At 67.9% G+C, this 23,590-nt stretch carries 27 protein-coding genes; 8 read left to right on the top strand and 19 right to left on the bottom strand.

What is annotated here, in order from left to right; translation table 11 throughout:
* The first annotated feature begins 63 nt into the window (after positions 1 to 63).
* Positions 64 to 1,002, top strand: a complete 939-nt coding sequence (coaA, locus tag BR47_RS0128455; protein WP_029104715.1) for a type I pantothenate kinase — start codon at positions 64 to 66, stop codon at positions 1,000 to 1,002.
* A gap of 63 nt (positions 1,003 to 1,065) precedes the next feature.
* On the opposite strand, the gene BR47_RS0128450 is transcribed toward coaA, so the two are convergent.
* The 4 genes from BR47_RS0128450 to BR47_RS0128435 all read right to left on the bottom strand — a co-directional run bounded on the left by BR47_RS0128450 (position 1,066) and on the right by BR47_RS0128435 (position 4,290).
* Complete coding sequence (locus tag BR47_RS0128450; RefSeq protein WP_036427970.1) at positions 1,066 to 1,467, bottom strand: hypothetical protein; 402 nt, start codon at positions 1,465 to 1,467, stop codon at positions 1,066 to 1,068.
* 91 nt (positions 1,468 to 1,558) lie between these two features.
* Entirely contained in the window at positions 1,559 to 1,978 is a 420-nt protein-coding gene (locus BR47_RS0128445; RefSeq protein WP_020099207.1) for a hypothetical protein, read from the bottom strand.
* Positions 1,979 to 2,106: 128 nt separating this feature from the next.
* Positions 2,107 to 3,471: a hypothetical protein gene (locus BR47_RS0128440; RefSeq protein WP_029121557.1), complete on the bottom strand. Its 1,365-nt coding sequence runs from the start codon at positions 3,469 to 3,471 to the stop codon at positions 2,107 to 2,109.
* Positions 3,472 to 3,492: 21 nt separating this feature from the next.
* Complete coding sequence (locus tag BR47_RS0128435) at positions 3,493 to 4,290, bottom strand: (2Z,6E)-farnesyl diphosphate synthase (protein ID WP_020099205.1); 798 nt, start codon at positions 4,288 to 4,290, stop codon at positions 3,493 to 3,495.
* Between the two features lie 116 nt (positions 4,291 to 4,406).
* On the opposite strand from BR47_RS0128435, the gene trhA reads away from it, so the two are divergent.
* Entirely contained in the window at positions 4,407 to 5,129 is a 723-nt protein-coding gene (gene trhA / locus BR47_RS0128430) for a PAQR family membrane homeostasis protein TrhA (protein ID WP_020099204.1), read from the top strand.
* A gap of 52 nt (positions 5,130 to 5,181) precedes the next feature.
* Here trhA and BR47_RS0128425 read toward each other — a convergent pair whose 3' ends face one another.
* The 4 genes from BR47_RS0128425 to mca all read right to left on the bottom strand — a co-directional run bounded on the left by BR47_RS0128425 (position 5,182) and on the right by mca (position 8,760).
* A complete protein-coding gene (locus BR47_RS0128425) occupies positions 5,182 to 5,544 on the bottom strand; it encodes a nuclear transport factor 2 family protein (protein ID WP_020099203.1) in 363 nt (120 codons plus the stop codon).
* A 10-nt stretch (positions 5,545 to 5,554) separates the two neighbouring features.
* Positions 5,555 to 7,531, bottom strand: a complete 1,977-nt coding sequence (locus tag BR47_RS0128420; RefSeq protein ID WP_029121556.1) for a thioredoxin domain-containing protein — start codon at positions 7,529 to 7,531, stop codon at positions 5,555 to 5,557.
* Between the two features lie 75 nt (positions 7,532 to 7,606).
* Positions 7,607 to 7,897, bottom strand: a complete 291-nt coding sequence (locus BR47_RS31765) for a hypothetical protein (RefSeq protein WP_020099201.1) — start codon at positions 7,895 to 7,897, stop codon at positions 7,607 to 7,609.
* Positions 7,894 to 8,760, bottom strand: coding sequence for a mycothiol conjugate amidase Mca (gene mca, locus BR47_RS0128410; RefSeq protein WP_020099200.1), 867 nt, complete (start codon positions 8,758 to 8,760; stop codon positions 7,894 to 7,896). The genes BR47_RS31765 and mca overlap by 4 nt, the downstream gene beginning before the upstream one ends.
* 120 nt (positions 8,761 to 8,880) lie before the next feature.
* Between mca and BR47_RS0128405 the strand changes: the two genes are divergently transcribed.
* From BR47_RS0128405 to BR47_RS31760, 3 genes are all read left to right on the top strand, one after another.
* Positions 8,881 to 9,303: a DUF4307 domain-containing protein gene (locus tag BR47_RS0128405; RefSeq protein ID WP_020099199.1), complete on the top strand. Its 423-nt coding sequence runs from the start codon at positions 8,881 to 8,883 to the stop codon at positions 9,301 to 9,303.
* A 264-nt stretch (positions 9,304 to 9,567) separates the two neighbouring features.
* Positions 9,568 to 10,062, top strand: coding sequence for a transcription elongation factor GreA (gene greA / locus BR47_RS0128400; RefSeq protein ID WP_020099198.1), 495 nt, complete (start codon positions 9,568 to 9,570; stop codon positions 10,060 to 10,062).
* Between the two features lie 46 nt (positions 10,063 to 10,108).
* Entirely contained in the window at positions 10,109 to 10,771 is a 663-nt protein-coding gene (locus BR47_RS31760) for a GOLPH3/VPS74 family protein (RefSeq protein WP_036427968.1), read from the top strand.
* Here the strand turns inward: BR47_RS31760 and BR47_RS0128385 are convergent.
* Genes BR47_RS0128385 through BR47_RS34080 form a run of 3 tightly spaced genes read right to left on the bottom strand, consistent with a single transcriptional unit; the run spans position 10,768 to position 12,976 of the window.
* Positions 10,768 to 11,940 (bottom strand): cystathionine gamma-synthase, encoded by a 1,173-nt coding sequence (locus BR47_RS0128385; RefSeq protein ID WP_020099196.1) that lies wholly within the window; start codon positions 11,938 to 11,940, stop codon positions 10,768 to 10,770. The genes BR47_RS31760 and BR47_RS0128385 overlap by 4 nt on opposite strands.
* A gap of 10 nt (positions 11,941 to 11,950) precedes the next feature.
* The gene (locus BR47_RS34085; protein ID WP_029121555.1) at positions 11,951 to 12,445 is read right to left on the bottom strand and encodes a TM2 domain-containing protein; all 495 of its coding nucleotides are present in this window, start codon (positions 12,443 to 12,445) and stop codon (positions 11,951 to 11,953) included.
* 12 nt (positions 12,446 to 12,457) lie between these two features.
* Entirely contained in the window at positions 12,458 to 12,976 is a 519-nt protein-coding gene (locus BR47_RS34080; protein ID WP_036427966.1) for a DUF4190 domain-containing protein, read from the bottom strand.
* Between the two features lie 84 nt (positions 12,977 to 13,060).
* On the opposite strand from BR47_RS34080, the gene BR47_RS0128370 reads away from it, so the two are divergent.
* On the top strand, positions 13,061 to 14,227 hold the full coding sequence (locus tag BR47_RS0128370; RefSeq protein WP_029121554.1) for an acyl-CoA dehydrogenase family protein: 1,167 nt from the start codon (positions 13,061 to 13,063) through the stop codon (positions 14,225 to 14,227).
* On the opposite strand, the gene BR47_RS31750 is transcribed toward BR47_RS0128370, so the two are convergent.
* The 7 genes from BR47_RS31750 to BR47_RS0128335 form a co-directional block, all read right to left on the bottom strand.
* Positions 14,211 to 14,705 carry an RDD family protein gene (locus BR47_RS31750; RefSeq protein ID WP_051635065.1) on the bottom strand — a complete coding sequence of 165 codons (495 nt, stop codon included), beginning with the start codon at positions 14,703 to 14,705 and terminating at the stop codon, positions 14,211 to 14,213. The genes BR47_RS0128370 and BR47_RS31750 overlap by 17 nt on opposite strands.
* The gene (locus BR47_RS31745; RefSeq protein WP_081831424.1) at positions 14,705 to 15,175 is read right to left on the bottom strand and encodes an RDD family protein; all 471 of its coding nucleotides are present in this window, start codon (positions 15,173 to 15,175) and stop codon (positions 14,705 to 14,707) included. The genes BR47_RS31750 and BR47_RS31745 overlap by 1 nt, the downstream gene beginning before the upstream one ends.
* 84 nt (positions 15,176 to 15,259) lie before the next feature.
* Positions 15,260 to 16,342 (bottom strand): DUF2189 domain-containing protein, encoded by a 1,083-nt coding sequence (locus BR47_RS0128355; RefSeq protein WP_029121553.1) that lies wholly within the window; start codon positions 16,340 to 16,342, stop codon positions 15,260 to 15,262.
* A gap of 52 nt (positions 16,343 to 16,394) precedes the next feature.
* Positions 16,395 to 16,823, bottom strand: coding sequence for a DUF2752 domain-containing protein (locus tag BR47_RS0128350; RefSeq protein ID WP_029121552.1), 429 nt, complete (start codon positions 16,821 to 16,823; stop codon positions 16,395 to 16,397).
* A gap of 13 nt (positions 16,824 to 16,836) precedes the next feature.
* Complete coding sequence (locus BR47_RS0128345) at positions 16,837 to 17,214, bottom strand: CD225/dispanin family protein (protein ID WP_029121551.1); 378 nt, start codon at positions 17,212 to 17,214, stop codon at positions 16,837 to 16,839.
* 85 nt (positions 17,215 to 17,299) lie between these two features.
* Positions 17,300 to 18,694: a cystathionine beta-synthase gene (locus BR47_RS0128340; protein WP_029121550.1), complete on the bottom strand. Its 1,395-nt coding sequence runs from the start codon at positions 18,692 to 18,694 to the stop codon at positions 17,300 to 17,302.
* Positions 18,695 to 18,736: 42 nt separating this feature from the next.
* Positions 18,737 to 19,789 carry an alpha/beta hydrolase fold domain-containing protein gene (locus tag BR47_RS0128335; protein ID WP_029104712.1) on the bottom strand — a complete coding sequence of 351 codons (1,053 nt, stop codon included), beginning with the start codon at positions 19,787 to 19,789 and terminating at the stop codon, positions 18,737 to 18,739.
* A gap of 206 nt (positions 19,790 to 19,995) precedes the next feature.
* On the opposite strand from BR47_RS0128335, the gene BR47_RS0128330 reads away from it, so the two are divergent.
* Both BR47_RS0128330 and BR47_RS0128325 read left to right on the top strand, forming a co-directional pair.
* Entirely contained in the window at positions 19,996 to 20,964 is a 969-nt protein-coding gene (locus tag BR47_RS0128330; RefSeq protein WP_029121549.1) for an SGNH/GDSL hydrolase family protein, read from the top strand.
* Positions 20,965 to 21,006: 42 nt separating this feature from the next.
* The gene (locus BR47_RS0128325) at positions 21,007 to 22,224 is read left to right on the top strand and encodes an acetyl-CoA C-acetyltransferase (protein WP_029121548.1); all 1,218 of its coding nucleotides are present in this window, start codon (positions 21,007 to 21,009) and stop codon (positions 22,222 to 22,224) included.
* Positions 22,225 to 22,512: 288 nt separating this feature from the next.
* Here the strand turns inward: BR47_RS0128325 and BR47_RS0128320 are convergent, their stop codons facing one another.
* A complete protein-coding gene (locus BR47_RS0128320) occupies positions 22,513 to 23,379 on the bottom strand; it encodes an endonuclease domain-containing protein (protein WP_231506803.1) in 867 nt (288 codons plus the stop codon).
* Between the last annotated feature and the right edge of the window lie 211 nt (positions 23,380 to 23,590).

The raw sequence follows: 23,590 nt of genomic DNA, 5'->3' as shown, positions 1-23,590 counted from the left end.
ACCCGCCCACGTTAGCCGGTACCCCCGCGTTCATCGCCCGGCAATGACTGCAAGACTGGGCACATGCCGCGGCCGAGCGAGCCGAGTCCCTACGTCGAGTTCGACAGGCGCCAATGGCGCGCGCTGCGTATGGCGACTCCCCTGAAACTCACTGCTCATGAACTGCTGGGCCTGCGCGGTATGGGCGAGCAACTCGACCTGCTGGAAGTCGAAGAGGTCTACCTGCCCCTGGCCCGTCTGATCCACCTGCAGGTCGCCGCCCGGCAGCGCCTCTTCGCCGCGACGGCGGAGTTCCTCGGCGAACCGCAGCAGAATCCCGACCGCCCGGTGCCGTTCATCATCGGCGTGGCCGGCAGCGTCGCCGTCGGCAAGTCGACCACCGCGCGCGTGCTGCAGGCGCTGCTCGCCCGGTTCGGCCACCACCCGCGCGTCGACCTCGTCACCACCGACGGGTTCCTGTACCCGAACGCCGAACTCATGCGGCGAAAGATCATGCACCGCAAGGGCTTTCCCGAGAGCTACGACCGCCGCGCACTGATGCGGTTCGTCACCGCGGTCAAGTCGGGCGCCGATCAGGCGTCCGCCCCGGTGTATTCGCACCTGATCTACGACATCGTGCCCGGCGAGAAGGTCGTCGTCCGGCACCCCGACATCCTGATCATCGAGGGCCTCAACGTCCTGCAGACCGGGCCGGCGCTGATGATCTCGGACCTGTTCGACTTCTCGGTGTACGTCGACGCCCGCATCGAGGACATCGAGCAGTGGTACGTGTCGCGATTCCTCGCGATGCGGGCGGGCGCCTTCGCCAATCCGCAGTCGCACTTCCACCACTACTCGACGCTGACCGACGAGCAGGCCATCTTCGCCGCCCGCGACATCTGGCAGTCCATCAACCTGCCCAACCTGATCCACAACATCCTGCCGACCCGGCCGCGGGCCACGCTGGTGCTGCGCAAAGACGCCGACCACTCCATCAACCGGCTGCGCCTCCGCAAGCTCTGAACAGGGATTTGTGCACGATTTTCCGCGGTAGGCGCGGAAAATCGTGCACAAATCCCCGGGGGGTCAGGCGCGACGGACGCCGGCGTACTGCAGCTCCGCCATGGCCAGCGTGTAGACGGCGCTGACGATCAGCATGGCCACACCCGTCGCCGTCAGCGGCCAGACGTCGTCGATCACGGCCAGCACCGCGGCGATGGTGAAGACCACGTTGGCGATCGCCACCGCGATACCGGGACGACGCACCGCCGCCAGGGTCGAGAGCCCGTAGACGCCGACGCCGTAGACGACAAGGACCGTGGCAAGGACGTACACGGCCGGCCGCGGGATGCCGGACTCCGATGCGATGGCGCCGGCCGCGGCCGCCAGGATGACGCCGCCGGTGCCGCTGACGAGGGCGTCGGCGCGCAGGGCCAGACGCAGCAGACGGTCGGAGCGGACGCGGGCGGGTGCGGTGATGGTGGTCATGGGTTTCCTTTCGGTGGAGGGGTTGGAAGGCCGGCGCGGGGACGTCAACTGCAACCTCTTTCAGCGACGCCCCCGCCCGGCGGGACGGGAGTCACGCCAGACGGCGCACTCCGAGGTATTGCAGCCAGGCGCAGCCCAGGCCGACGGCCATGACGGCCAGCACGAGGACGTTGCCTGCCGCGGTCAGCGGGAGCACTCCGGAAGCCAGCACACCCAGCACCGCGACGGTGCCGATCAGGTTGCCGATCAGCACGCCGGTCCCGACGCGCCGAATCCTGGGCACGGCGGCCATGACGTACAGAGCAAACCCCCACACGACCAGTACCGCGCCGATGATCCATTCGGACGTCGCCGACAGCCCCGACAACCGGGACAGCGGATCAGCGGTGAACGCCATCAGCAGGCCGGTGAGCGAGCACAACGTGCCGTCGACGCGGAGGGCGAAACGGAGCAGGGAATCGGAACTGTCGGACAGTGGGCGGGTGTGGAGCCCGGGGTTGATTGCGGTCATGGCGGTCGCTCCTTGCGGTGCCGGTTGGGGACACCCACGACACTGCTCGAACCGGGTCGCTCCGTCTGCACCAAACGCTGCCGATTACTGCCAGGCACTGCCAACCGCAGGTCAGCGACGCGAGCTGCCTAGGTCAGCGTTGACACCGGGGTACCGCGCAGGTCGGCGGCGATCACCCGCGCCGCCGCGTTCTGCCAGTTGTGCAGCGACCGCTGCGGCACTTCGGTGACGAACCACTGCCACGCCTGCCGGGCCACCGGGTCGAGCCCGGCCGCGGTGGCGTTCTGCGCGTAGGCCCGGACCCCGACGACGTACGGGAAGTACAGCGAGTTGTAGTGGCGCCACTGCTCGGTGGTGCCGAAGTCGCCGCCGTCCCGTGGCTTGAGGGCAGCGATGCGATCGGCCAGCAAATCCTTGAGCTCGTTGGCGCGCTCCAGCGGCTGGTCGGGCGCGCCGCGGCGGGCCAGTCGGTCGTCGATCACCGGCAGCGTCGTCAGCGGGGAGGCGACGAGCTTGGAGAGGTCGGCGTAGTGGCCGAGCGCGCGACGGGTCAGGCGGACGAAGGTCTCGTCGTCGACGTGGTCCAGCGGGTTGGTGGCGCGCAGCGGCAGCGCCGCCTCGGTGCGGCGCAGCGCGGCGCGGTCGGCCCGCAGGTCCGGTTCGCGCGCGAAGGCCAGCCGGTCCATCAGCCCCGACAGCGGGTCGGCCAGCACGTTGATGGCGATCGCCACGGCGAGGCTGGTGAACAACAACACCATGAGCGCCAGATGCTCGCCGGTGACCGCCAGGCCGATCAGCACCTGGCCGCCGAACAGCACGGCCACCGCCATGCTGCCGACCAGCGAGCGGCGCATGCCTGCGCGCAGGGCCTGACCTTCGTCGAACGCGTCCCACCACGCCACCGCGATACCGAGCAGCAGCACGTCGAAGGCCGCGGACGCCAGCACCAGCCAGCTCGGCAGGAGTCCCAGCGGGATGAGCAGGATCGCGTTGCCGAGCCCGAAGAAGATGGTCGCCGCCACCACCGCCGGGACGATCTTGCGGGACGACGCACCGCGACGCAGCCGTCGCACCGCCAGCACGAGCGCGCTGAACGCCGACAGGGCGATGGCGCCGACCATGACCCAGTGCCCGGTCCGCAGCGGCGGGTGCACACCGCCGGATATCCCGGCGCCCACCAAGGCGATGGCCGCCACCGTCGCCACCGCGACGAAGCCCCACCGGCTGCGCGCCGAATCGACGGGCCGGGACAACTCGAGCAGCACGGTGAGCCAGGCGATGCCGGGCACTACGGCCAGATATGCCTCGATGTGGCTCAGCGGGCCGGTCGGTGCGTCGCCCGCCAGCCGGATCGCGTCGACGGCGACCACCACGGCGAAGCTGCACAACCCGACCGCGGACCACGCCAGGATCGGCTTGCGGGGATCGCGCGCCAGCAGGTACAGCCCCAGCCACCAGCTCAGGGCGAAGACCACTGCCGACAGCGCAGCCATGTCTTCAGTCTGGCACGAACGCTATTTTCCGTAGCGGCGGTTCCGCAGCGTGTAGTCACGCAGCGCACGCAGGAAGTCCACCCGCCGGAAAGCCGGCCAGTGCGCGTCGGTGAACCACATCTCCGAATAGGCGCTCTGCCACAACAGGAACCCGCTGAGCCGCTGCTCCCCCGACGTGCGGATGACGAGGTCGGGGTCGGGCTGGCCCGACGTGTAGAGGTTCTCGGAGATGCCGTCGACGGTCACCGCCTCGATGAGGTCTTCGGCCGTCGCACCGTTGGCGAGCTCCTTGCTCAGCAGGGTGCGCACCGCGTCGGCGATCTCCTGGCGGCCGCCGTAACCGACGGCGACGTTGACGTGGAACGAACCGGCGCCGGTGTGCTCGGCCGTCGACTCGACGGCGTCGCGCAGCCGCTTGGCCGGTTCCTCACCGAGCAGCTCGAGGTCGCCGACGGTCCGCACGGTCCAGTGCTTGTCGGGCGCGCAGATCTCCTCGACGACGTCGGTGATGATGTCGATCAGCGGCGCCAGCTCCTGCGGGTCGCGCTGCAGGTTCTCGGTGGAGAGCAGGTAGATCGTCGCCATCTCGATGCCGGCCTGCTGGCACCAGCGCAGCACCTCGGCGATCTTGGCGGCACCCATGCGGTAGCCGTAGCTGACGTCGTCGTGACCTGCCTCACGGGCCCAGCGCCGATTCCCGTCGCACAGCACCGCAATATGGCGTGGCAGTTGCGCTTTCGAGTGCGCAAGCTCCTGACGCAGCCGCAGCTCGTAGAGCCGGTATGCCGGTTCCTTGAGGCGCGGGGGAATGATGTCCACGAGAAACCAGACTACTGTGGACTTCTGGGTATCCCATGGCTGTTAGTGGAGGAACGTTGACCGCTCCGAGCAATACAGATCCGGCTGCCTCCGAACGGGCTGAGGCACCGTCGAACATGACCAAGCCGTACCGTGCCGCCGCGGTGCTCCGCCATTCGGAAACGCTTCCCGACGTGGTCGTGGAAAGCGTCGTCGAATTTTTCGGCAAGCCCCGCGCCCGCGGCTGGATCCACGTCTACTCGGCGGTCGTTGCGTTCTTTGCCGGTGCCGCACTGGTTTCGGTGTCGTGGGCCATGCAGGGCACGCGCGCCGGATTGGCGACGTTGCTGTACACCTTCACCATCGTGGCGATGTTCACCGTCAGCGGCACCTATCACCGGGTGAACTGGAAATCGCAGAACGCCCGCATCTGGATGAAGCGCCTCGACCACTCGATGATCTTCATCTTCATCGCCGGCAGCTACACGCCGTTCGCGCTCCTCGCGGTGCGCACCGACGGCTGGCTGTTGTTCTGGATCGTGTGGAGCGGGGCGCTGGCCGGCGTGGCCCTCAAGATGCTGTGGCCGACGGCACCGCGCTGGCTCGGCGTGCCGCTGTACATCCTGTTGGGCTGGGTGGCGGCGTGGTTCATCGGCCCGATCCTCGACGGCGCGGGCGTCACGGCCGTCGTGCTGCTGATCGTCGGCGGCGCGCTGTACTCGATCGGCGGCGTGCTCTACGCGCTCAAGTGGCCCAACCCGTGGCCCCGGACGTTCGGGCACCATGAGTTCTTCCACGCCTGCACCGCGGTCGCGGCCATCTGCCACTACATCGCGATGTGGTTCGCGGTCTTCTCCTAGGGATTTGTGCACGATTTTCCGCGGCCAGCGCGGAAAATCGTGCACAAATCGCTCAGAGCTGGGTGACGTTCGCCGGGCCCCAGTAGGCCTTCATCGACGTGATCTTGGCCTCGGCGTCGAAGTTCATGGTGCTGATGATGTCGATGCGCATGGCGCCGTTGACGGTCAGGCTCCAGTAGAACGCGGCCTCGTGGCCGCAGACCCGCAGCGTGTGCAGTTCGTGGGAGTTCTTGGTGCCCGCGATGTTCGAGTAGAAGCCGTGAATCGTCTGACGGCCGACGTGCACCTCACCGCCGACCGGGTCCTCGATGGCGGCATCGACGGCGTACAGCTGCGCGATCCCATCGGCGTCGGCGACGTCGACGAGGTCCAGGTAGCGGTTGACGTTTTCGGTGATCTGCTCAGCGCTGGGCATGCGCCGCACGCTACACGGCCGCCCCGAGGGCAGCGGCGAGATCCCCCGCCGTCGTCACCGGCAGGTCGCACACCTGGCCACGGCAGACGTACGCGGCGTCCCGACCGTTCACGCGACCACGGCCGTCGAGCAGCACCGACGACCCTTCGGCACCGCCGACGACGATGGCGCCGCCGGGCGCCAATCTGCGTGCCGCACTCAGCAATTCCGAATCCGGCCCGGTGCACGCCACCGCGATCTGGATGGGGCCGCGGACGGCCGCTTCGGTGACCGCCAGCCAGTGGCCGCCGCCGCGCGGCGAGCGGGCCAGGATCGGGGTCGCGGCCGCCAGCGTGGCGGCGGCCGCATTGATGTATCGCTCGGGTTCGGCGGCGAGGTGCGCGAACGTCAGCAGCGCCTCGGCGACCAACGACGCGCCCGACGGCGTCGCCCCGTCGACCGGATCGGCGGGACGCACCAGCAGGGCCTCGGCGTCGTCCGCGGTGTCGAACCACCGGCCGCCGCGGTCGGGGTCGGTGAACTGCGTGAGCGTGGTGTCGAGGAGGGAGTGCGCGGCAGTCAGCCACGACGAGTCACCCGTCACCTGGTGCAGCGTCAACAGACCCGTCGCCAGCGCCCCGTAGTCCTCCAGGATTCCGGCACTGTCGCCGACGGCGCCGCCCAGGCTGGCCCGGCGCAGCCGGCCGTCGACGAGATGCAGGTCCAGTAGCCGGCAGGCGCAACCCGTTGCCGCGTCGAGGAATTCGGGTTTCCCGAGCGCGATCGAGGCTTCCGCCAGCGCCGTGATGGCGAAGCCGTTCCATGCGGTGACGACCTTGTCGTCACGCCCCGGCTGCGGCCGCAATGCCCGTGCCGCCATCAACTTCGCGCGGACCTGCTCGAAGCGTTCGGCATCGTCGGGGTCGGCCAGCAGCTGCAGCACCGAGCTGCCGTGTTCGAACATCCCGGTGTCGGTGACCTCGAAAAGCGAAGCGGCCCAACGACCGTCGTCGTCGCCCAGCACCGACACCAGCTCGGCCGGCGTCCACACGTACGTCAGGCCCTCGTGCCCGGCGGTGTCGGCGTCCAGCGACGAGACGAACATGCCGCCGTCGCCGAGGTCGTCGATGATGAACCGCGCCGTCTCATCGGCAACCTTGCGCGCCAACGGGTTTCCGGTCAGCCGCGCCCAGTGCGCATACACCCGCAGCAGCAAAGCGTTGTCATACAACATCTTTTCAAAGTGCGGCACCACCCACGAGGCGTCGACGCTGTACCGGGCGAAGCCACCCGCCAGTTGGTCGTAGATGCCGCCGCGCGCCATCGCGGTGCCGGTGCGCTCCACCGCATCGAGCGCGGACCCGGTGCGTTCGTGGTGTCGCAGTAGCGCTTCCAGCAATGCCGACGGCGGGAACTTGGGCGCCCGGCCGAAGCCACCGCGGGTGAGGTCCTCGTCGCGCAGCACCGCGGCGACGGCGTGGTCGCACAGTTCGGGCGACGGCGCCGGCCCACCCGAGGGCAACCCGGACGACATCTTGCGCAGCTCCGTGGCGATCTGGTCAGAGGCCTGCTCGACTTCGTCGCGCCGGTTCCGCCAGGTGTCGGTGACGGCCGAAAGCAACTGCAGGAAGTTGCTTTTCGGGTAGTACGTGCCGCAGAAGAAGGGCCGGCCGTCTGGCGTCAGGAAGCACGTCATGGGCCAGCCGCCCTGGCCCGTCATCGCGACGGTGGCGCTCATGTAGATGGCGTCGAGGTCGGGACGTTCCTCCCGGTCGACCTTGATGCAGACGAAGTTCTCGTTCGCCACCGCAGCGACGTCCGAGTCCTCGAACGACTCGTGCGCCATCACATGGCACCAGTGGCAGGCCGCGTAGCCGATGGACAGCAGGATCGGCACGTCGCGGGCCGCGGCTTCGGCCAGCGCCTCGGGTGTCCACTGCTGCCAGTGCACCGGGTTGTCGGCGTGCTGGCGCAGGTATGGGCTGGTGGCTGAGCCGAGGGTGTTCATCGGGCGCCGATCAAGCGGTGAGGTACGAGCCGCGATGAGAAGGCCGGTGCATCAGACGTTGCCATACCTGGAGTCTTACCCAGCTTCCGGCTTTGTAGTGCTGTCAGGCCCAGTGTCGCCCGCCGGCGCATCGTGCGGCACGCCGCCGACGGTGCCGTCGTCGACGGCCTGATCCGGTTCGGGGTGCGCGGGGTCGAAGGATTCGGGCAGCTTGCGCAGGTGTCGGTTCATCGACCAGACCAGGGCCACCACGGCGATCAGCAGGATCAGCGTGATCACCAGCCCGGCCGGGCTGGCCTTGCCGAAGTCGGGACCCGTCTGGCGTGGACCTTCGGCCAGCAGGATGGTGAGCGGAACAGAAATCACAGCGATACTCCCGTGAACAGATCGGTCTCGGGCAACGTCACCGGAACCCTGGATCGGGCCAATTCGTACTCCTCGGTCGGCCACAGCCGCTGCTGCCATTCGATGGGCGCGCGGAAGAAATCGCCGTTCGGGTCGATCTGCGTGGCGTGGGCCAGCAGCGCCTGGTCCCGCTGCTCGAAGAAGTCGGCGCACTCGATGCGGGTCGTCACCCGGTTGGCGAAGGGATCGTGTTCGGGGTCCCAGTGCTGCAGCCACTTCTCGAACGGCCCGACCTCCCCGTGCTTGGCGAACTCGTCCTGCAGCATCTGCATGCGCCGGCGCAGGAAACCGTGGCCGTAGTACAGCTTCGAGATGCTCCAGGGCTCGCCCTCGTCGGGGAACTGCACGTGGTCGGCGGCCGCTTCGTACGCGGCCATCGACACCTGGTGGCACCGGATGTGGTCGGGGTGCGGGTAGCCGCCGTTCTCGTCGTAGGTGGTGATCACATGCGGCCGGAACTCGCGGATCACCCGTACCAGCCGGCGGACGGGCTCCTCGATCGGCACCACCGCGAACGAGCCCTCGGGCAGCGGCGGCAGCGGATCGCCCTCGGGCAGTCCGGAGTCGACGAACCCCAGCCAGTGGTGCTCGACACCGAGGATCTCGGCGGCCCGGGCCATCTCGTCGCGGCGTACCTCATGGATGCGGCCGTGCACCTCGGGCAGGTCCATCGCCGGGTTCAGGATGTCGCCGCGTTCGCCGCCGGTCAGGGTCACGACCATGACCCGGGCGCCGTTGGCCGCGTACTTGGCCATGGTGGCCGCACCCTTGCTCGACTCGTCGTCGGGGTGCGCGTGCACCGCCATCAACCGCAGTTCGCTCACGTGTGCCTTACCTACTGTCTCTACTCGGTGGGACAACTCGGTGCAGTCCAACCATGTCGCTGCGTCCTATAGTTCCAGTCCAAGCAATCCGAACCGACCGATGGGGCACCCAAAGCAGCCATGATCGAGCGTCCGACCGCCCGCTACGGGCGCCAGCGCATGTCCCGGCTGACCCGTCGCCGTATCGCGATCGGCCTCACGCTCCTCATCGTCGTCGCTGGTGTGGCGCTTGCGTTCGTCGGTTTCCAGCGCCTGGGGACATCGCCCGTCAAGGGTGAGTTGAGCACCTACAAACTCATCGACAACGAAACTGTTGCGGTGACGATCTCCGTCACCCGCGAGGACCCGGCCCAACCCGCCGTGTGCATCGTGCGGGCCAGGGCTCTCGACGGCAGCGAAACCGGACGGCGCGAGATCCTCGTCGTGCCGGCGGAGGCCAAGACAGTCCAGGTGACGGCGGTCGTGAAGTCCACAAAACCGCCGGTCGTCGGCGATGTCTACGGCTGCGGCACCGACGTGCCGTCGTACCTCGTCGCGCCCTGATTGCCGGCCAGGTGACCAACCATCCGGCGAACTCCGAACTGCGAAATCATGACCGTTCGGAGACGCCCAAGTGGTACGCTTGCTCAGTACACGGTTCCGACTGGGGCCGTGTATTGCTGCATTAGCGGGCACCTGCTGGCACCTTCTGGGGGGACCTGGACCTGCCCTCGCGATCGCAGCACCGCCGGCCCCAAGCAACGGGGCAACCCCGGACAGACCGCCCGGGCATACACGCACGCTTACTACGACAGGAGAGCAGCAGACATGACCGATACCCAGGTCACCTGGCTCACCGAAGAGGCATTCGAGCGCCTGAAGGCCGAGCTCGATCAGCTGATCGCCAACCGTCCGGTCATCGCTGCCGAAATCAACGACCGCCGCGAAGAGGGCGACCTCCGCGAGAACGGTGGCTACCACGCGGCCCGCGAAGAGCAGGGCCAGCAGGAAGCTCGCATCCGTCAGCTGCAGGAACTGCTCAACAACGCCAAGGTCGGAGAGGCACCGAAGAAGTCCGGTGTGGCACTGCCCGGCTCGGTCGTGACCGTCTACTACGACGGCGACCAGAACGACACCGAGACGTTCCTCATCGCCACGCGCCAGGAAGGCGTCACCGACGGCAAGCTCGAGGTGTACTCCCCCAACTCGCCGCTCGGCCACGCGCTGATCGACGCCAAGGTCGGCGAGGAGCGCAGCTACACGGTGCCCAGCGGCGCCACCGTCAAGGTCACGCTGGTCAAGGCCGAGCCCTATCACGCCTAGCCCTGCGACGGCCGGCGCTACCCCGCCGGCCACCAGCTGACAGCCCATGGCTCAGATCGCCGAAGACCTGTATCTGCTGCTCCTGGACAATTCGTCCGCACAGCCGGGTCTGGATCAACCACGTCGGCACCGGGTGTTGTCCGGTGCCGTCCTGCTGGACCTGGCGCTGGCGTGCCGTGTTCGGCCCGCCGCGCCAGGTGACGGCGCACCCGACGGCCATTTGGTCGCCCTCTCCGGCGACGACGCCGTCGACCCGGTGTCCGCGCCGGCACTGGAGCTACTTCGTCAGCGGCCGCGGCGACCTGCCGACGTCATGTCCAAACTGCGCAAGAGCACCGAGGATAGTCTCATCGACCGGCTGGAGCGCGCGGGACAGCTGCGCCGGCAGCCGTTGGGCGGCAACAGGTTCCGGGCGCACTATGCCTTGCCGCTGACGGACCGGACGCGCGTCGGCCAGGCGCGCGCGGAGATGCTGTCGGCCCTGTTCGACCGCAGACCGCCCGCACCGGCGACGGCGGCCATCGTGACGCTGTTGCACACCGTCGACGGTCTCGGCTCGCTGATGAGCCTCAACGACCGCGGCTGGCGGTGGGTGCATGCCCGCGCCGGCGACATCGCCAGCGGCCACTGGGTCAACGAGTACGAGACCGGCGTCGCCGAGGTGAATCTCGCCGTCACGGCCGCCGCGGTGCGGGCTGCCCTGGGTTAACCCAGGGCCTGCTCCAGGTCCCCGATCAGGTCGGCGACATCCTCGATGCCGACCGACAGCCGGACCAGATCGTTCGGCACCTCCAGCTGCGAGCCGGCGGTGGACGCGTGCGTCATGGCGCCCGGATGCTCGATCAGCGACTCCACGCCGCCGAGCGACTCGGCGAGGATGAAAATCTCGGTGCGCGAGCACAATTCGCGTGCGGCCTGCTCGCCGCCGTGCAGCCGCACCGACACCATGCCACCGAAGCCGCTCATCTGCTTGGCCGCCACCTCGTAGCCCGGATGACTCGACAGACCCGGGTACAGCACCGTCGAGACGGCCTTGTGGTCATTGAGGAATTCGGCCACCCGCAAGGCGTTCTCGCAGTGCCGCTGCATGCGCAGCGGCAGCGTCTTGAGGCCGCGGTAGGTGAGGTAGGCGTCGAACGGGCCCGGCACCGCGCCGGCGCCGTTCTGCAGGAACGCGAATTTCGAGTCCAGCTCTTCGTCATTGGTCACCAGCGCGCCGCCGACGACGTCCGAGTGGCCGCCGATGTACTTGGTGGTCGAGTGCAGCACGATGTCCGCCCCGAGCGACAGCGGCTGTTGCAGCGCCGGTGAGGCAAAGGTGTTGTCCACCAACACCTTCACGCCCGATGTCGCGGCGATCTGCACGATGGCCGAGATGTCGGCGATGGACAGCAGCGGGTTGGTCGGGGTCTCCACCCAGATCAGCCGGGTCTTCGACGTGATCGCCGCACGCACCTCGTCGAGGTTCGACAGCTGCGCCGGCGTGTGCGTGATGCCCCACTGTGTGAACACCTTGTCGATCAGCCGGAAGGTGCCGCCGTAGGCGTCGTCGGGGATGACGATGTGGTCGCCCGGACGCAGCACGGCGCGCAGCGCGCAGTCGGTGGCCGCCATGCCGGAGCTGAACGCGCGGCCGTAGTGCCCGCCCTCGACCGCGGCCAGCAGTGCCTCCAGCGCCGCCCGGGTCGGGTTGCCGGTGCGGGCGTACTCGAACCCGCCGCGCAGCCCGCCGACGCCGTCCTGCGCGAACGTCGAACTGGCGTAGATCGGGGTGTTGACGGCACCGGTCTGTGGGTCCGGCCGGAACCCGGCATGAATGGCCCGGGTCGCGGGTCCGTAGGCGCGGTAGTGGTCTGCCTGGCTGCGCTGCTCACTCACAGGCGCCAGCCTAGTCGCGCAGCTTGCGCCCTTGGGTGTCGGGAACGTTCCCCATCAGAATCATGATGCCGTCGATCAAAGGCCAGATGGCGCCGATGCCGCAGGTCACCAACGAGACGACGAGCTGGAGCACGCCGATGGTCGTGTAGCCGAGATAAAATCGCCCGACGCCGAAGCCGCCCAACAGGATCTGCAGCAGGCCGGCCGTCACCTTCGACTTGTCCGACAGTGGCAGTCCCGTCAGCGGGTCGCGGCCCCAGGGCGCGGACGGATCAGCCGCGTACTGCGGCACGTAGCCATAGCCCGGCTGCTGCGGGTAACCCGGCGGCGGGTAGCCCGGCTGCTGCGGATAGCCGGGCGGCGGGTACCCGGCCTGCTGAAAACCGGGCTGCTGCGGGTAGCCCGGGTACTCCGGCTGCCCGAACTGCGGTTCACCCGGCTGTTGCTGGCTGGAACTGTCGCCGGGTTCGTATGCATGCGACGTCGGCTCGTACGGATTCGTCATTGTGGGTCCCGTCTAGTAGGTGGTGCTGCCGCTGCTGCCCAGCATGAGCGCGATCAGACCGAAGTAGAAGATGGCGATCAGCGCGAAGAGCGCCAAACCGATGTAGCCGACGATCAAGCCCGCGAGAGCCATGCCCTCGCCCTCTTCACCGCTCTGCTTGATCTGCGACTTGGCGAGGTGCCCGAAGATCACGCCGAGGATCGAGGTGCCGGCGCACGTCACCAGTCCCAGCAGCGAGCAGACCAACGACGCGATGGCCAGCCCGTTGGTCTTCGGCACCGGCGCATAACCGAACGGCATCATGCCGGGCATCGGCGGCACACCCGGATAGCCCTGGGCCGCAGGCGGATACGGCCCGACCGGCGGCGGGTAACCCGGCCCCGGGAAACCGGCGACCGGCGGCGGAAACGGTTCGGGCGCCGGCATGGACGGGTAGGGCTCGCCGCCGTAGGCCGGCAGCGGCGGCATGCCGTAAGCCGGCGTCGACGCCTCCGGCTCGCCCGCGCCCTGGTTCTGTTCCTGCTCAGTCATCGTCCACCCCGTCTGTCCCTGAGCGACCAGCGTAGCCGGGGCCTGCTCTCGCTTTACGCCGAACTCCCGGTGTAGAACTGCACCATGACAGCCTCGATCGACAATCTGCTCGGCACCGACGACCTGCTGAGCGCCGAGGACATCGAATTGCGCACCATGGTGCGCCAGTTCGGCGAGCAGCGGCTGCGTCCCTACATCGCCGAGTGGTTCGAGAACGGTTCGGTTCCGGTGCGCGAGATCGCCGCCGAGGTGGGCAAGCTGGGCCTGCTCGGCATGCACCTCACCGGCTACGGCTGCAGCGGTTCGACGGCGACGGCGTACGGGCTGGTGTGCCAGGAGCTGGAGGCCGTCGACAGCGGCATCCGTTCCCTCGTCTCGGTCCAGGGCTCGCTGGCGATGTTCGCGATCCATCACTGGGGCAGCGAGGAGCAGCGGGAGCAGTGGCTGCCCGGCTTGGCCGCGGGCGACCTGATCGGCTGTTTCGGTCTCACCGAGCCGGACTTCGGTTCCAACCCCGGCGGCATGCGCACGACCGCCCGCCGCGACGGCGACGACTGGGTGCTCAACGGGTCGAAGATGTGGATCACCAACGCCTCGGTCGCCGATGTCGCGGTGGTGTGGGCCCGCGCTGAGGAGGGTGTGCTGGGGTTCGCGGTGCCTACGGACACACCGGGTTTCAGCGCCCGGGAGATGACGCGCAAGATGTCGCTGCGGGCCTCGGTGACCTCTGAGTTCAGCCTCGACGACGTCCGGCTGCCGGAGTCCGCGCGGCTGCCCGGCGCGCGCGGTCTGTCCGGCCCGCTGAGCTGCCTGTCGGAGGCGCGGTTCGGCATCGTGTTCGGTGCGGTGGGCGCGGCCCGCGACTGCCTGCAGGCGACGCTGGACTACGTCGGCACCCGTACGGTTTTCGACAAGACGCTGGCGGAATACCAACTGACGCAGGCCAAGATCGCCGACATGGCGGTCGAACTCGGCAAGGCGCAGCTGCTGGCCCTGCAGCTCGGCCGGCTCAAGGACGCCGGGAAGATCCAGCCCGAGCAGGTCAGCGTCGGCAAGCTGAACAACGTCCGTGAGGCCATCAAGATCGCCCGGCAGTGCCGAACCCTGTTGGGCGCCAACGGCATCACGCTCGAGTACCCGGTGATCCGGCACGCCAACAACCTCGAGTCGGTACTGACCTACGAGGGCACGTCCGAGGTGCACCAGCTGGTGATCGGGCAGGCGTTGACGGGAGTCAGTGCGTTCCGCTGACGGGGGTGCGCGTGCGCGGCGGCGTCACGCAGACGGTCTCCATGACCATGTCGGCGAAGGTCTGCCGCTTGGCGTCCCACAGCGGCCACAGGTAGCCGACGATCGACAGGTCGGCCAGGTGCACCGCCTGCCGCAGCAGTGACCGCGCGAAACCTATTGGCGCCCCTGAGGTTTGGCCGACCACCCGGCAGCGCAGGGCGGTCTTTCCGAGGCTGGCGCCGGTGCGGCCCTGACGGTAGCCGAAGTTCCAGACCAGATAGCCGACCATGAGCGCCCAGGTGGCCACCAGACTGACATAGCCCAGCGTCGAGTAGCCGTCGCCGCATTGGGCGCCGCCGTCGAACGCGGAGGTATCGGTGTCGCACAGCCGATCTCGGGTGAACCACACCAGCGCCGCGCCGGCCGCGGTGAGTACCACCAGCGGCAGCAGGTCGATGACGGCCGCAGCGGCTCGTCGCCACCACGGGGCGTACGCCATCATCGCGTCGACACGCAGACGGTCGACATGATCTTGTCGGCCAGGGTCTGCCGCTTGGCGTCCCACAGCGGGAACAGGTACCCGGCGAACACCGGGATGGCGTCGGCGACGTGGGCCAGCTGCCGCAGCACCGAGCGACCGAAACCGAGGGGCAGGCCCGTCTTTTCGTCGATCACCTGGAAATGCAGCACCCGCTTACCCAGGCTGGAGCCCGTGGTGCCCTGCAGATAGCCGTGATTCCACACCATGAACAACAGCGCGACGATGAGGCCGGCCAGCCAGATCAGCACGCCGGCAACAGAGTTTCCGGTGGCGCAGTACGGGCCGATGCTGTAGTCCGCTTGGTCGGCAAGGCATTTCGTCACGCGCTGGGAACGCTCGACCAGACCGCCGACGACGATGACGAACAGCGGAGGGAACCGGTCGATCAGGCTGGCCACCACGCGGGCCCACCATGGTGTGTAGTTCAAGTCGTCCCGTCTCAGTTGGTACTGCCGTCATGCCTGTTCGGGGGCCGCGACCCAGCGGCCCCGTCCCCCGAACAGATCACGACGTCACGGCGTCAGCGGGGCGACCTGACCACCGCTGAGACGACGGTAGGTGTACACCAGCATCAGCGAGGCCACCGGCGCCGAGACCAGCACACCGACGCCGCAGGCGAGGATGCCGGCCGCGCCGATCAGGCCGGCCACCAGCCACACCAGGATCACCTGTCCGACATTGGCTTTCACGATCTCGATGCTGGCCTTCAGCGAGTCGATCGGCGACTGGCCGCGGTCGACCAGGACCGCGTGCGCGAATATCGCGAACAGCGCGACGATCAAACCGGGAATCACGCACAACACGTAGCCGATACCCACGAGCACGCCGACGATGAGCGTCAGCAGGATCATCGGGCCGATGTAGCGCGGCTTGAAAAAGGACCCGATGGTGGTCGGCTGTCCGTCGGCGATGCCCAGCAGGCCGACGTACTGCGCCGACGAGATGGCCGCCGCGACCACCAGCAACACGAGGTAGCCGAGTATCAGGACGGCGATGCTGGCCGGTCCCAGCGAGGTGACGTTGTACGAGTAGCTGAAGCCGGCGTCGTCCGCCGAGTAGCTCGAGACCGAGGTCTCAGCCAAGCCCAGCACACTGAACTCGACGATGCCGACGATCACACCGACGATGAGGCCGTAGACCAGCGTCGACACGATCAGCGGTCCCGGGTTCTTGGTGAATTTGTTCCACGCCCACGACAGCGCGTCGCCGACGCTGAACGGGGCGGCACCACCCGGCGCGCCGTACTGGTATCCGGCCGGCGGGTAGGCCCCCGGAGGTGGCGGTGCGAAGCCGCCCTGCGGCGGCGGGGGCGGCGGGTAGGCACCACCCGGTGGCGGTGGCGGCGGGGCGTAGCCACCTTGCCCCGGCGGCGGCGGGTAGCCACCCTGCGGAGGCGGCGGGAATCCGCCGGGCGGCGGAGGCGGCGGGTAACCACCCTGCGGAGGCGGCGGGTAGCCACCCTGCGGCGCCTGCGGAATGTATTCCGTCGGAGCGCCTCCCGGCGGCGGGGGGAACCCTCCCGGCGGTGGCTGCGGAATGTACTCCGTCGGCTTATTGGCGTCCGGCGGCGTGCCTTCCGTCGGTTGGTCCGTCATCTTTCGTCCCTCCGAGCGATGTGGATGTGGCGTTTCCAATTACAAACGTGAACTACACGTACAACGAAATGAACGGCGCTATCGGCACATTGCGAATAACAAACCAAATGCACACTACCGTCAAAACGGCCGGAGCGGCCCAGCCCCGATGCTGCCAACTGGTGATTTTTCGGCCCACAACACGGCCGTAGGTCCAAGCGCCATAGGACCAGACGAGCAATATCAAGGCGACCAGACCTACCGCATTGAAATGCAATGCAGCCGAAAAGTCGCCGTGCATCAGTGAATACAGCATTCGCATGCTGCCGCAGCCGGGGCAGTCGATGCCCAACAGCGCCTTGGTGGGGCAAACCGGCATCGGGCCACCCGGCACCGTCGGATTGCTCAGCCAGATCGCGCAGCACACGACGCCGGCGCCGGCCGCAACACCGAGCGGCCCAAGGAGCGGACTAACCGCCTTGGGCCGCAGCAGGTGTTGCATCTGGGGGACCTGACTAGCCGGAGTACGACGTGGAGACCGAGAACAGGCCGAGCACGACGGCGAAGATGATGTACAGCACGGCCACGACGACACCGGCGATGGCGCCCCACATGGCCCACTTCTTCGCTTCATCCGCGGCGGCCTGCGCCAGGTCGGGCCGGCCCTGCTCCCACAGCGTCTTGACCTGTGTCGCCTTCACGATCGACACCACGCCGAAGGGCAGGCAGCAGAAGATGGTGACGAGGATGCCCCACACCAGGTTGTTGTCCGGCGGGCCGCCGACACCGGGATATCCACCGGCCGGCGGGTAACCACCCGGCGGAGGCGGCGGGAAATTCCCCGGCGGGGGCGGCGGGAAATTCCCGGGCGGCGGGGGCGGGTACTCGGTCATTGCGGCCTTTCGAATGGTGAACCAGCGAGAGGTGAATGTCTCGCCCTATCGGAGAAGATAAGTCAATCTCCCCCGACTTACGCGGCTATTTACGCGAGCCGCCCTGTGACAGGAATCCCAGCAGATCGTGCCGGGTCAGCACGCCGACGGGCTTGCCGTCGTCGACGACCATCACGGCGTCGACCTCACGCAGTTCCTTGGCCGCCGCGGAAGCCAGCTCGCCGGCACCGATCAGCGGCAGCGGCGGGCTCATGTGCTGCGCCACGGCGTCGGCCAGTTTCGCCCGGCCTTCGAAAACCGCTGAGAGCAGCTCACGTTCGGACACGCTGCCGGCGACCTCGCCGGCCATCACCGGCGGCTCGGCCCCGACGACCGGCATCTGCGAGACGCCGTACTCGCGCAGGATGCCGATGGCGTCGCGCACCGTCTCCGACGGGTGGGTGTGCACCAGGTCCGGCAGCCCGCCGGACTTGCCGCGCAGCACGTCGCCGACGGTGTGTTCCTCGGGCGAGCCGTCCAGCCGGGTGCGCAGGAAGCCGTACGACGACATCCACTCGTCGTTGAAAACCTTTGACAGATAACCTCTTCCGCCGTCCGGCAGCAGGACGACGACGAGGGCGTCGGGCCCCTCGCGCTCGGCGACCTTGATCGCCGCGACCGCGGCCATACCGCACGAGCCGCCGACCAGCAGGGCCTCTTCGCGCGCCAGGCGCCGGGTCATCTCGAACGAGTCGGCGTCGGATACGGCGATGATCTCGTCGGGCACGCTCGGGTCGTAGGCCGACGGCCAGAAGTCCTCGCCGACACCCTCGACGAGGTACGGCCGGCCGGTACCGCCGGAGTACACCGAGCCTTCCGGGTCGACGCCGACGACCTTCACCCGGCCGCCCGAGACCTCTTTGAGGTAGCGGCCGGTGCCGGTGATGGTGCCGCCGGTACCGACGCCCGCCACGAAATGCGTGATCTTGCCGTCGGTGTCGGCCCAGATCTCCGGGCCGGTGGTCTCGTAGTGGCTGGCCGGACCGTTCGGGTTGGAGTACTGGTCCGGCTTCCAGGCGCCGTCGATCTCGGTGACGAGCCGGTTGGAGACGCTGTAGTAGCTGTCCGGGTGGTCGGGGGCCACGGCCGTCGGGCAGACGACGACGTCGGCGCCATACGCGCGCAACACGTTCTGCTTGTCCTCGCTGACCTTGTCGGGGCAGACGAAGATGCACTTGTAGCCGCGCTGCTGCGCGACGATGGCGAGCCCGACACCGGTGTTACCGGAGGTGGGCTCGACGATGGTCCCACCCGGCTTGAGCAGTCCGGCCTCTTCGGCGGCGTCGATCATCTTGACCGCGATGCGGTCCTTGGCGCTGCCGCCGGGGTTGAGGTATTCGATCTTGGCCGCGACCACCCCCGAACCCCCTGGAACAACCGAGTTCAGTTGGACCAGAGGCGTATTGCCGATGAGTTCACTGACGTGCCTGGCGATGCGCATGGGTACATGTTGTCAGGCCGCACCCGGGTCGCGCATGCGGGATTACCAGGTTGCCTCGCGGATGTACTCGCCGATCTGCTTCAGCGAGCGGTCGGCTTCCTTGACCAGCGGGGCAGCGAGCTGGAACACGTGCATCTGGCCGGGCCAGACGTGCACCTCGACCGGCACACCGCTGGCGGCCAGCATGTGCGCGGCCTTGCGGGCGTCGTTGAGCAGCACCTCGGAACCGGATACGTGGATCAGGGTGCGCGGCAGGCCGGGCTCGATGTGGTCGAGCGGCTCGTACACCTCTTCGGGCTTTCCGTCGACGATGTGGCGCGACGCGGCGTCCTCGATGAGTTCGATGAGCGCATCGAAGGCGTGCGCCGGGAACATCGCGTCGGACTTCATGTTCGGGTGCTGGGCCCGGCTCTCGTTGTCGATCTCGAACAGCGGCGACATCGTCGTCACCGCGGCCGGCAGCTCGCCTTCCTCCTGGAGCTTCTCGGCCAGCGCCAGCGACAGGTAACCGCCGGCCGAATCCCCGGCCAGCACAATCTGATCGGGCTCGTAGCCCTTCAGGCGCAGCCACCGGTAGGCGTCGTGGCAGTCCTCGAGGGCCTCGCCGATCGAGTGCTTCGGGATCATCCGGTAGTCGACGACCAGGACGGGGGCGTCGGCGTACTTCGACAACGCGCCGACGACGCGGCCGTGGGTGTGCACGCCACAGGTCAGGAATGCCCCGCCGTGCATGTAGAGGATGACGCTGCGACGGCCGTCGGCCGGCAGCACGCCCTTGGCGCGGACCAGGTGTGCCGTACAGTTCGGCAAACCAATCGTGGCGCGGACGGTGCCCGGCTCGGGCCTCATGACGCGAGCGACGAAGTCCACCATTCCCCACGGCCAGGGGGCCTTCGGGACGTAGCTGCCGATGGTCAGAGTTGACTTGATGGCGAGTGTCGCGGCTACCGACATCAGGCGGCCGGCGAGGCTGGGACCGTCCTCGACGATCTCTACCGGTGCGCCGTCGCTGACCGGGTAGCGGCGTGGTTTCCGCCCCTTAACAGGACTTATAGCAACACTATGGGTTCTGACAACCCTGCTCGGTGCGGTCATCGCCACCACTCCTACGCCTTTGTAGTTCCGGTGCACTTCGTTATTTACGTCACTTAATAGACAACCCGCGTAACTTAGCTTGCCACTGCTACATAGATCAACAATCAAAGTCGCCGAATTAATGCCCCAGTCGATATGACTACGTGACCGGGCTGCCCGCGGTTCATCGACCTGCGAATCTCCGCAACCGACCTAGACTGAACGCCGTGGGCATACGTGCACCGCGCCGGACGACAATCGCTCTGGCGACCGCAGCCACCATTGCCTCGACGGGATCGGTCTACGTCGGGGCCCGCAACCTCCTGAGCGGCCAAGCGGCCAAGGCGCGCCGGGTCATCCCCAAGTCATGGGAGGTCCCGCCGCGCGCCGACGGCGTCTACAGCCCCGGGGGCGGACCCGTCGAAAAGTGGCAACGCGGCGTGCCGTTCGACCTGCACCTGATGATCTTCGGTGACTCCACCGCCACCGGGTACGGCTGCCGCGACGCCGACGAGGTGCCCGGCGTCCTGCTCGCCCGCGGGCTGGCGCAGCAGTCCGGCAAGCGAATCCGGTTGTCCACCAAGGCGATCGTCGGGGCGACGTCGAAAGGCCTGTCCGGCCAGATCGACGCCATGTTCGTGGCCGGCCCGCCCCCGGACGCCGCGGTCATCATGATCGGGGCCAACGACATCACCGCCGTCAACGGCATCGGGCAGTCGGCCCGCCGGCTCGGCAACGCGGTCCAGCGCCTGTGCGCCAGCGGCGCCGTCGTGGTCGTCGGCACCTGTCCGGACTTCGGGGCCATCGCAGCCATCCCCCAGCCGCTGCGGTTCGTGGCCCGCAGCCGCGGTCTGCGCCTGGCGCGCGCACAAGCCGGTCAGGTCCGGTCGAACGGCGGCGTGCCGGTGCCGTTCTCCGACCTGCTGGCGCCCGATTTCCTCAAGGCGCCCGAGGTGCTGTTCTCCTCGGACATGTTCCATCCATCGGCCGCCGGATACTCGCTGGCCGCCCAGCAGCTGCTGCCCGCCCTGTGTGAAGCGTTGGGCGAGTGGACAACTGAGTCGCCGCCGGCATCCGCGCTGGTCTCCCGGACCGCGGACGTGACGAGCCTGCTGGCCCGCCTGGCAGGCGTGGCGCACCTGTGGCGGCGCACGACAGGCGTACCCGCGCCGATCGTCGCTCCCGTCACGGGATAAATTCGCCAGGAAGTATTTCCTGGATCCTTAGGAGCTCCTGCCATGCCCGAAGCCGTCATCGTCTCCACCGCCCGCTCCCCCATCGGCCGTGCCGTCAAGGGCTCGCTGGCCACCATGCGGCCCGACGACCTCGCCGCCCAGATGGTGCGCGCCGCGCTGGACAAGGTGCCCGCACTCGACCCGCGCGATGTCGCCGACCTGATGATCGGCTGCGGACAGCCCGGCGGTGAGGCCGCCTACAACATCGGCCGCGCCGTGGCCGTCGAGCTCGGCTACGACTTCATGCCGGGCACCACCGTCAACCGCTACTGCTCGTCGTCGCTGCAGACCACCCGCATGGCGTTCCACGCGATCAAGGCCGGCGAGGGCGACGTGTTCATCTCGGCCGGTGTCGAGACCGTGTCCCGCTTCGGCGTCGGTGCTGCCGACGGCGCCCCGAACAGCAAGAACTCGATCTTCGACGAGGCCCAGGCCCGCACCGTCAAGCAGGCCGAAGGCGCCACCGAGTGGCACGACCCGCGCGAAGACGGCGTCCTGCCCGACGTCTACATCGCCATGGGCCAGACCGCCGAGAACGTCGTCCTGCACACGGGCATCAGCCGTGAGGACCAGGACCACTGGGGTGTCCGTTCGCAGAACAAGGCCGAGGAAGCCATCAACGCCGGCTTCTTCGAGCGCGAGATCGTCCCGGTCACGCTGCCCGACGGCACCGTCGTCTCCAAGGATGACGGCCCGCGTGCCGGCACCACCTACGAGAAGATCAGCCAGCTGCAGCCGGTGTTCCGCCCGAACGGCACCATCACCGCCGGTAACGCCTGCCCGCTGAACGACGGCGCCGCCGCCCTCGTGATCATGAGCGACGACAAGGCCAAGGCCCTCGGCCTGACCCCGCTGGCGCGCATCGTCTCGACCGGTGTGTCGGGTCTGTCGCCGGAGATCATGGGCCTGGGCCCGATCGAGGCCGTCAAGCAGGCCCTCGGCCGCGCCAACATGGCCATCAACGACGTCGACCTCTACGAGATCAACGAGGCCTTCGCCGTGCAGGTGCTGGGCTCGGCTCGTGCCCTGGGCATGGACGAGGACCGCCTGAACGTGTCCGGTGGCGCCATCGCCCTCGGCCACCCGTTCGGCATGACCGGCGCCCGCATCACCGCGACGCTGATCAACAACCTGCAGACCCACGACAAGCAGTTCGGCATCGAGACCATGTGTGTCGGTGGTGGCCAGGGTATGGCCATGATCATCGAGCGGCTTTCGTAAGTCTCTGAAGCGGCGTCCCGCCGCCTCGCGTTGACCCTGTACTCAGGGCGCATTTGTTCGAGTGACATGCGCCCCAGGTACAGGGTCAACGTGTTTCTGGGGTTGGCTCGGCGCTGGCGGCGCATTTCTGCGAGTGACCAGCATCCTCAGCGCAGCGTCAACCACCCAGGGGTTGACGCTGCGGATACGGCGCAAAAGTGCGAGTAACTCACACCCACACTGCAGAACCAACCCGTTTCTCAGGTTGCCTCTGCGACTACGGCGGAATTTTCCGAGTGCCGAGCGCCCTCACCGCAGAGTGAAAGCCGCAGGATTACGCCGGCGCACCGCGAAATCCCAGGCGCGGTTCACCCGAGCCAGCACGTCGGGCTTCCGATGGCCTGCAGCCACCCGGATTACCGTCCAACCGACTCCGGCGATGTACTCACTGCGCACGATGTCGTAGCCGAGTTGATCAGCGTGTTGTTCCCCGTCGTATTCGACGGCGACCATCAGGTCTTCCCAGCCCATGTCGAGGAAGTACCTGGGACTACCGTCGGGCCCGAGGACCGGAATCTGCGTCTGCGGCCGCGGGAAATCGTCGGCGATCAGCATCAGTCGGAGTCTCGTTTCCTGGGGAGATTGCCCGCCCGGATCGCAAAGGTCCAAGGCTCGCTCCAGTTGACGAAGCCCCCGGCAGTGTCGATGCTCGTCGGCGAGCGCCAATACTTCATTCGTATCGAATCCCGTTGCTGCGCAAAGTGCATCGAGTCGCGCGACAGCATCGTTGAGCCAACCGCGGCGCCCGAGGTCGAACGCGGTGCGTTCCGGTGTGGTGGTAGGCAGTCCGTCGACGGCTCGGAACTCATCAGCAAAAATCAGGTCGTCGCGAGTGACGACACCGCGCGGTGCGCGCGCGTTCTGCCAGATCAGTTCGATTGGAGCATCGTCGGGAATCCACTTCGCGCCCAGCAGGCTTGATGCAGTCGAGCCCGCAATGACCGCTTCACGCTGCGACCACAACCACGCGGCGGCGGCGCGCTGCTGCAAAGACGGATCAATCCGCTTGTCCACGTACACGTTCGGCATGATCGCGCGGGAATACCGGCGCAGTTCGTACCGGTTGAGGGCGCCCGCTTGCAGCGCTTCGCTGCCGATGAACGGCTGGTTGTCGATGTCCATAGCGGCAACCGTGCAGGCGTCGTCCGACACAATTTCCCGCGCAATCAGCCAGCCGAGCCTCGCTTGTGGACGAATCGCGGACTGTGCACAACGCTCCTGTCGTCCATCCTGCGGCAGCGGCGCAAAAACGCGAGTAGCCGAGGCCATCAGCGCAGGGTCAACCAGCACCCACCACTGACCCTGCCGCAGCGGCGCAAAGTTGGGG

The organism is Mycobacterium sp. UNC410CL29Cvi84, from assembly GCF_000686745.1.
In the GTDB taxonomy this organism is placed as follows: Bacteria; Actinomycetota; Actinomycetes; order Mycobacteriales; family Mycobacteriaceae; genus Mycobacterium; species Mycobacterium mucogenicum_B.
The sequence above is the reverse complement of the archived record's forward strand: the minus strand, read 5'-3'. Positions and strand labels throughout refer to the sequence as shown.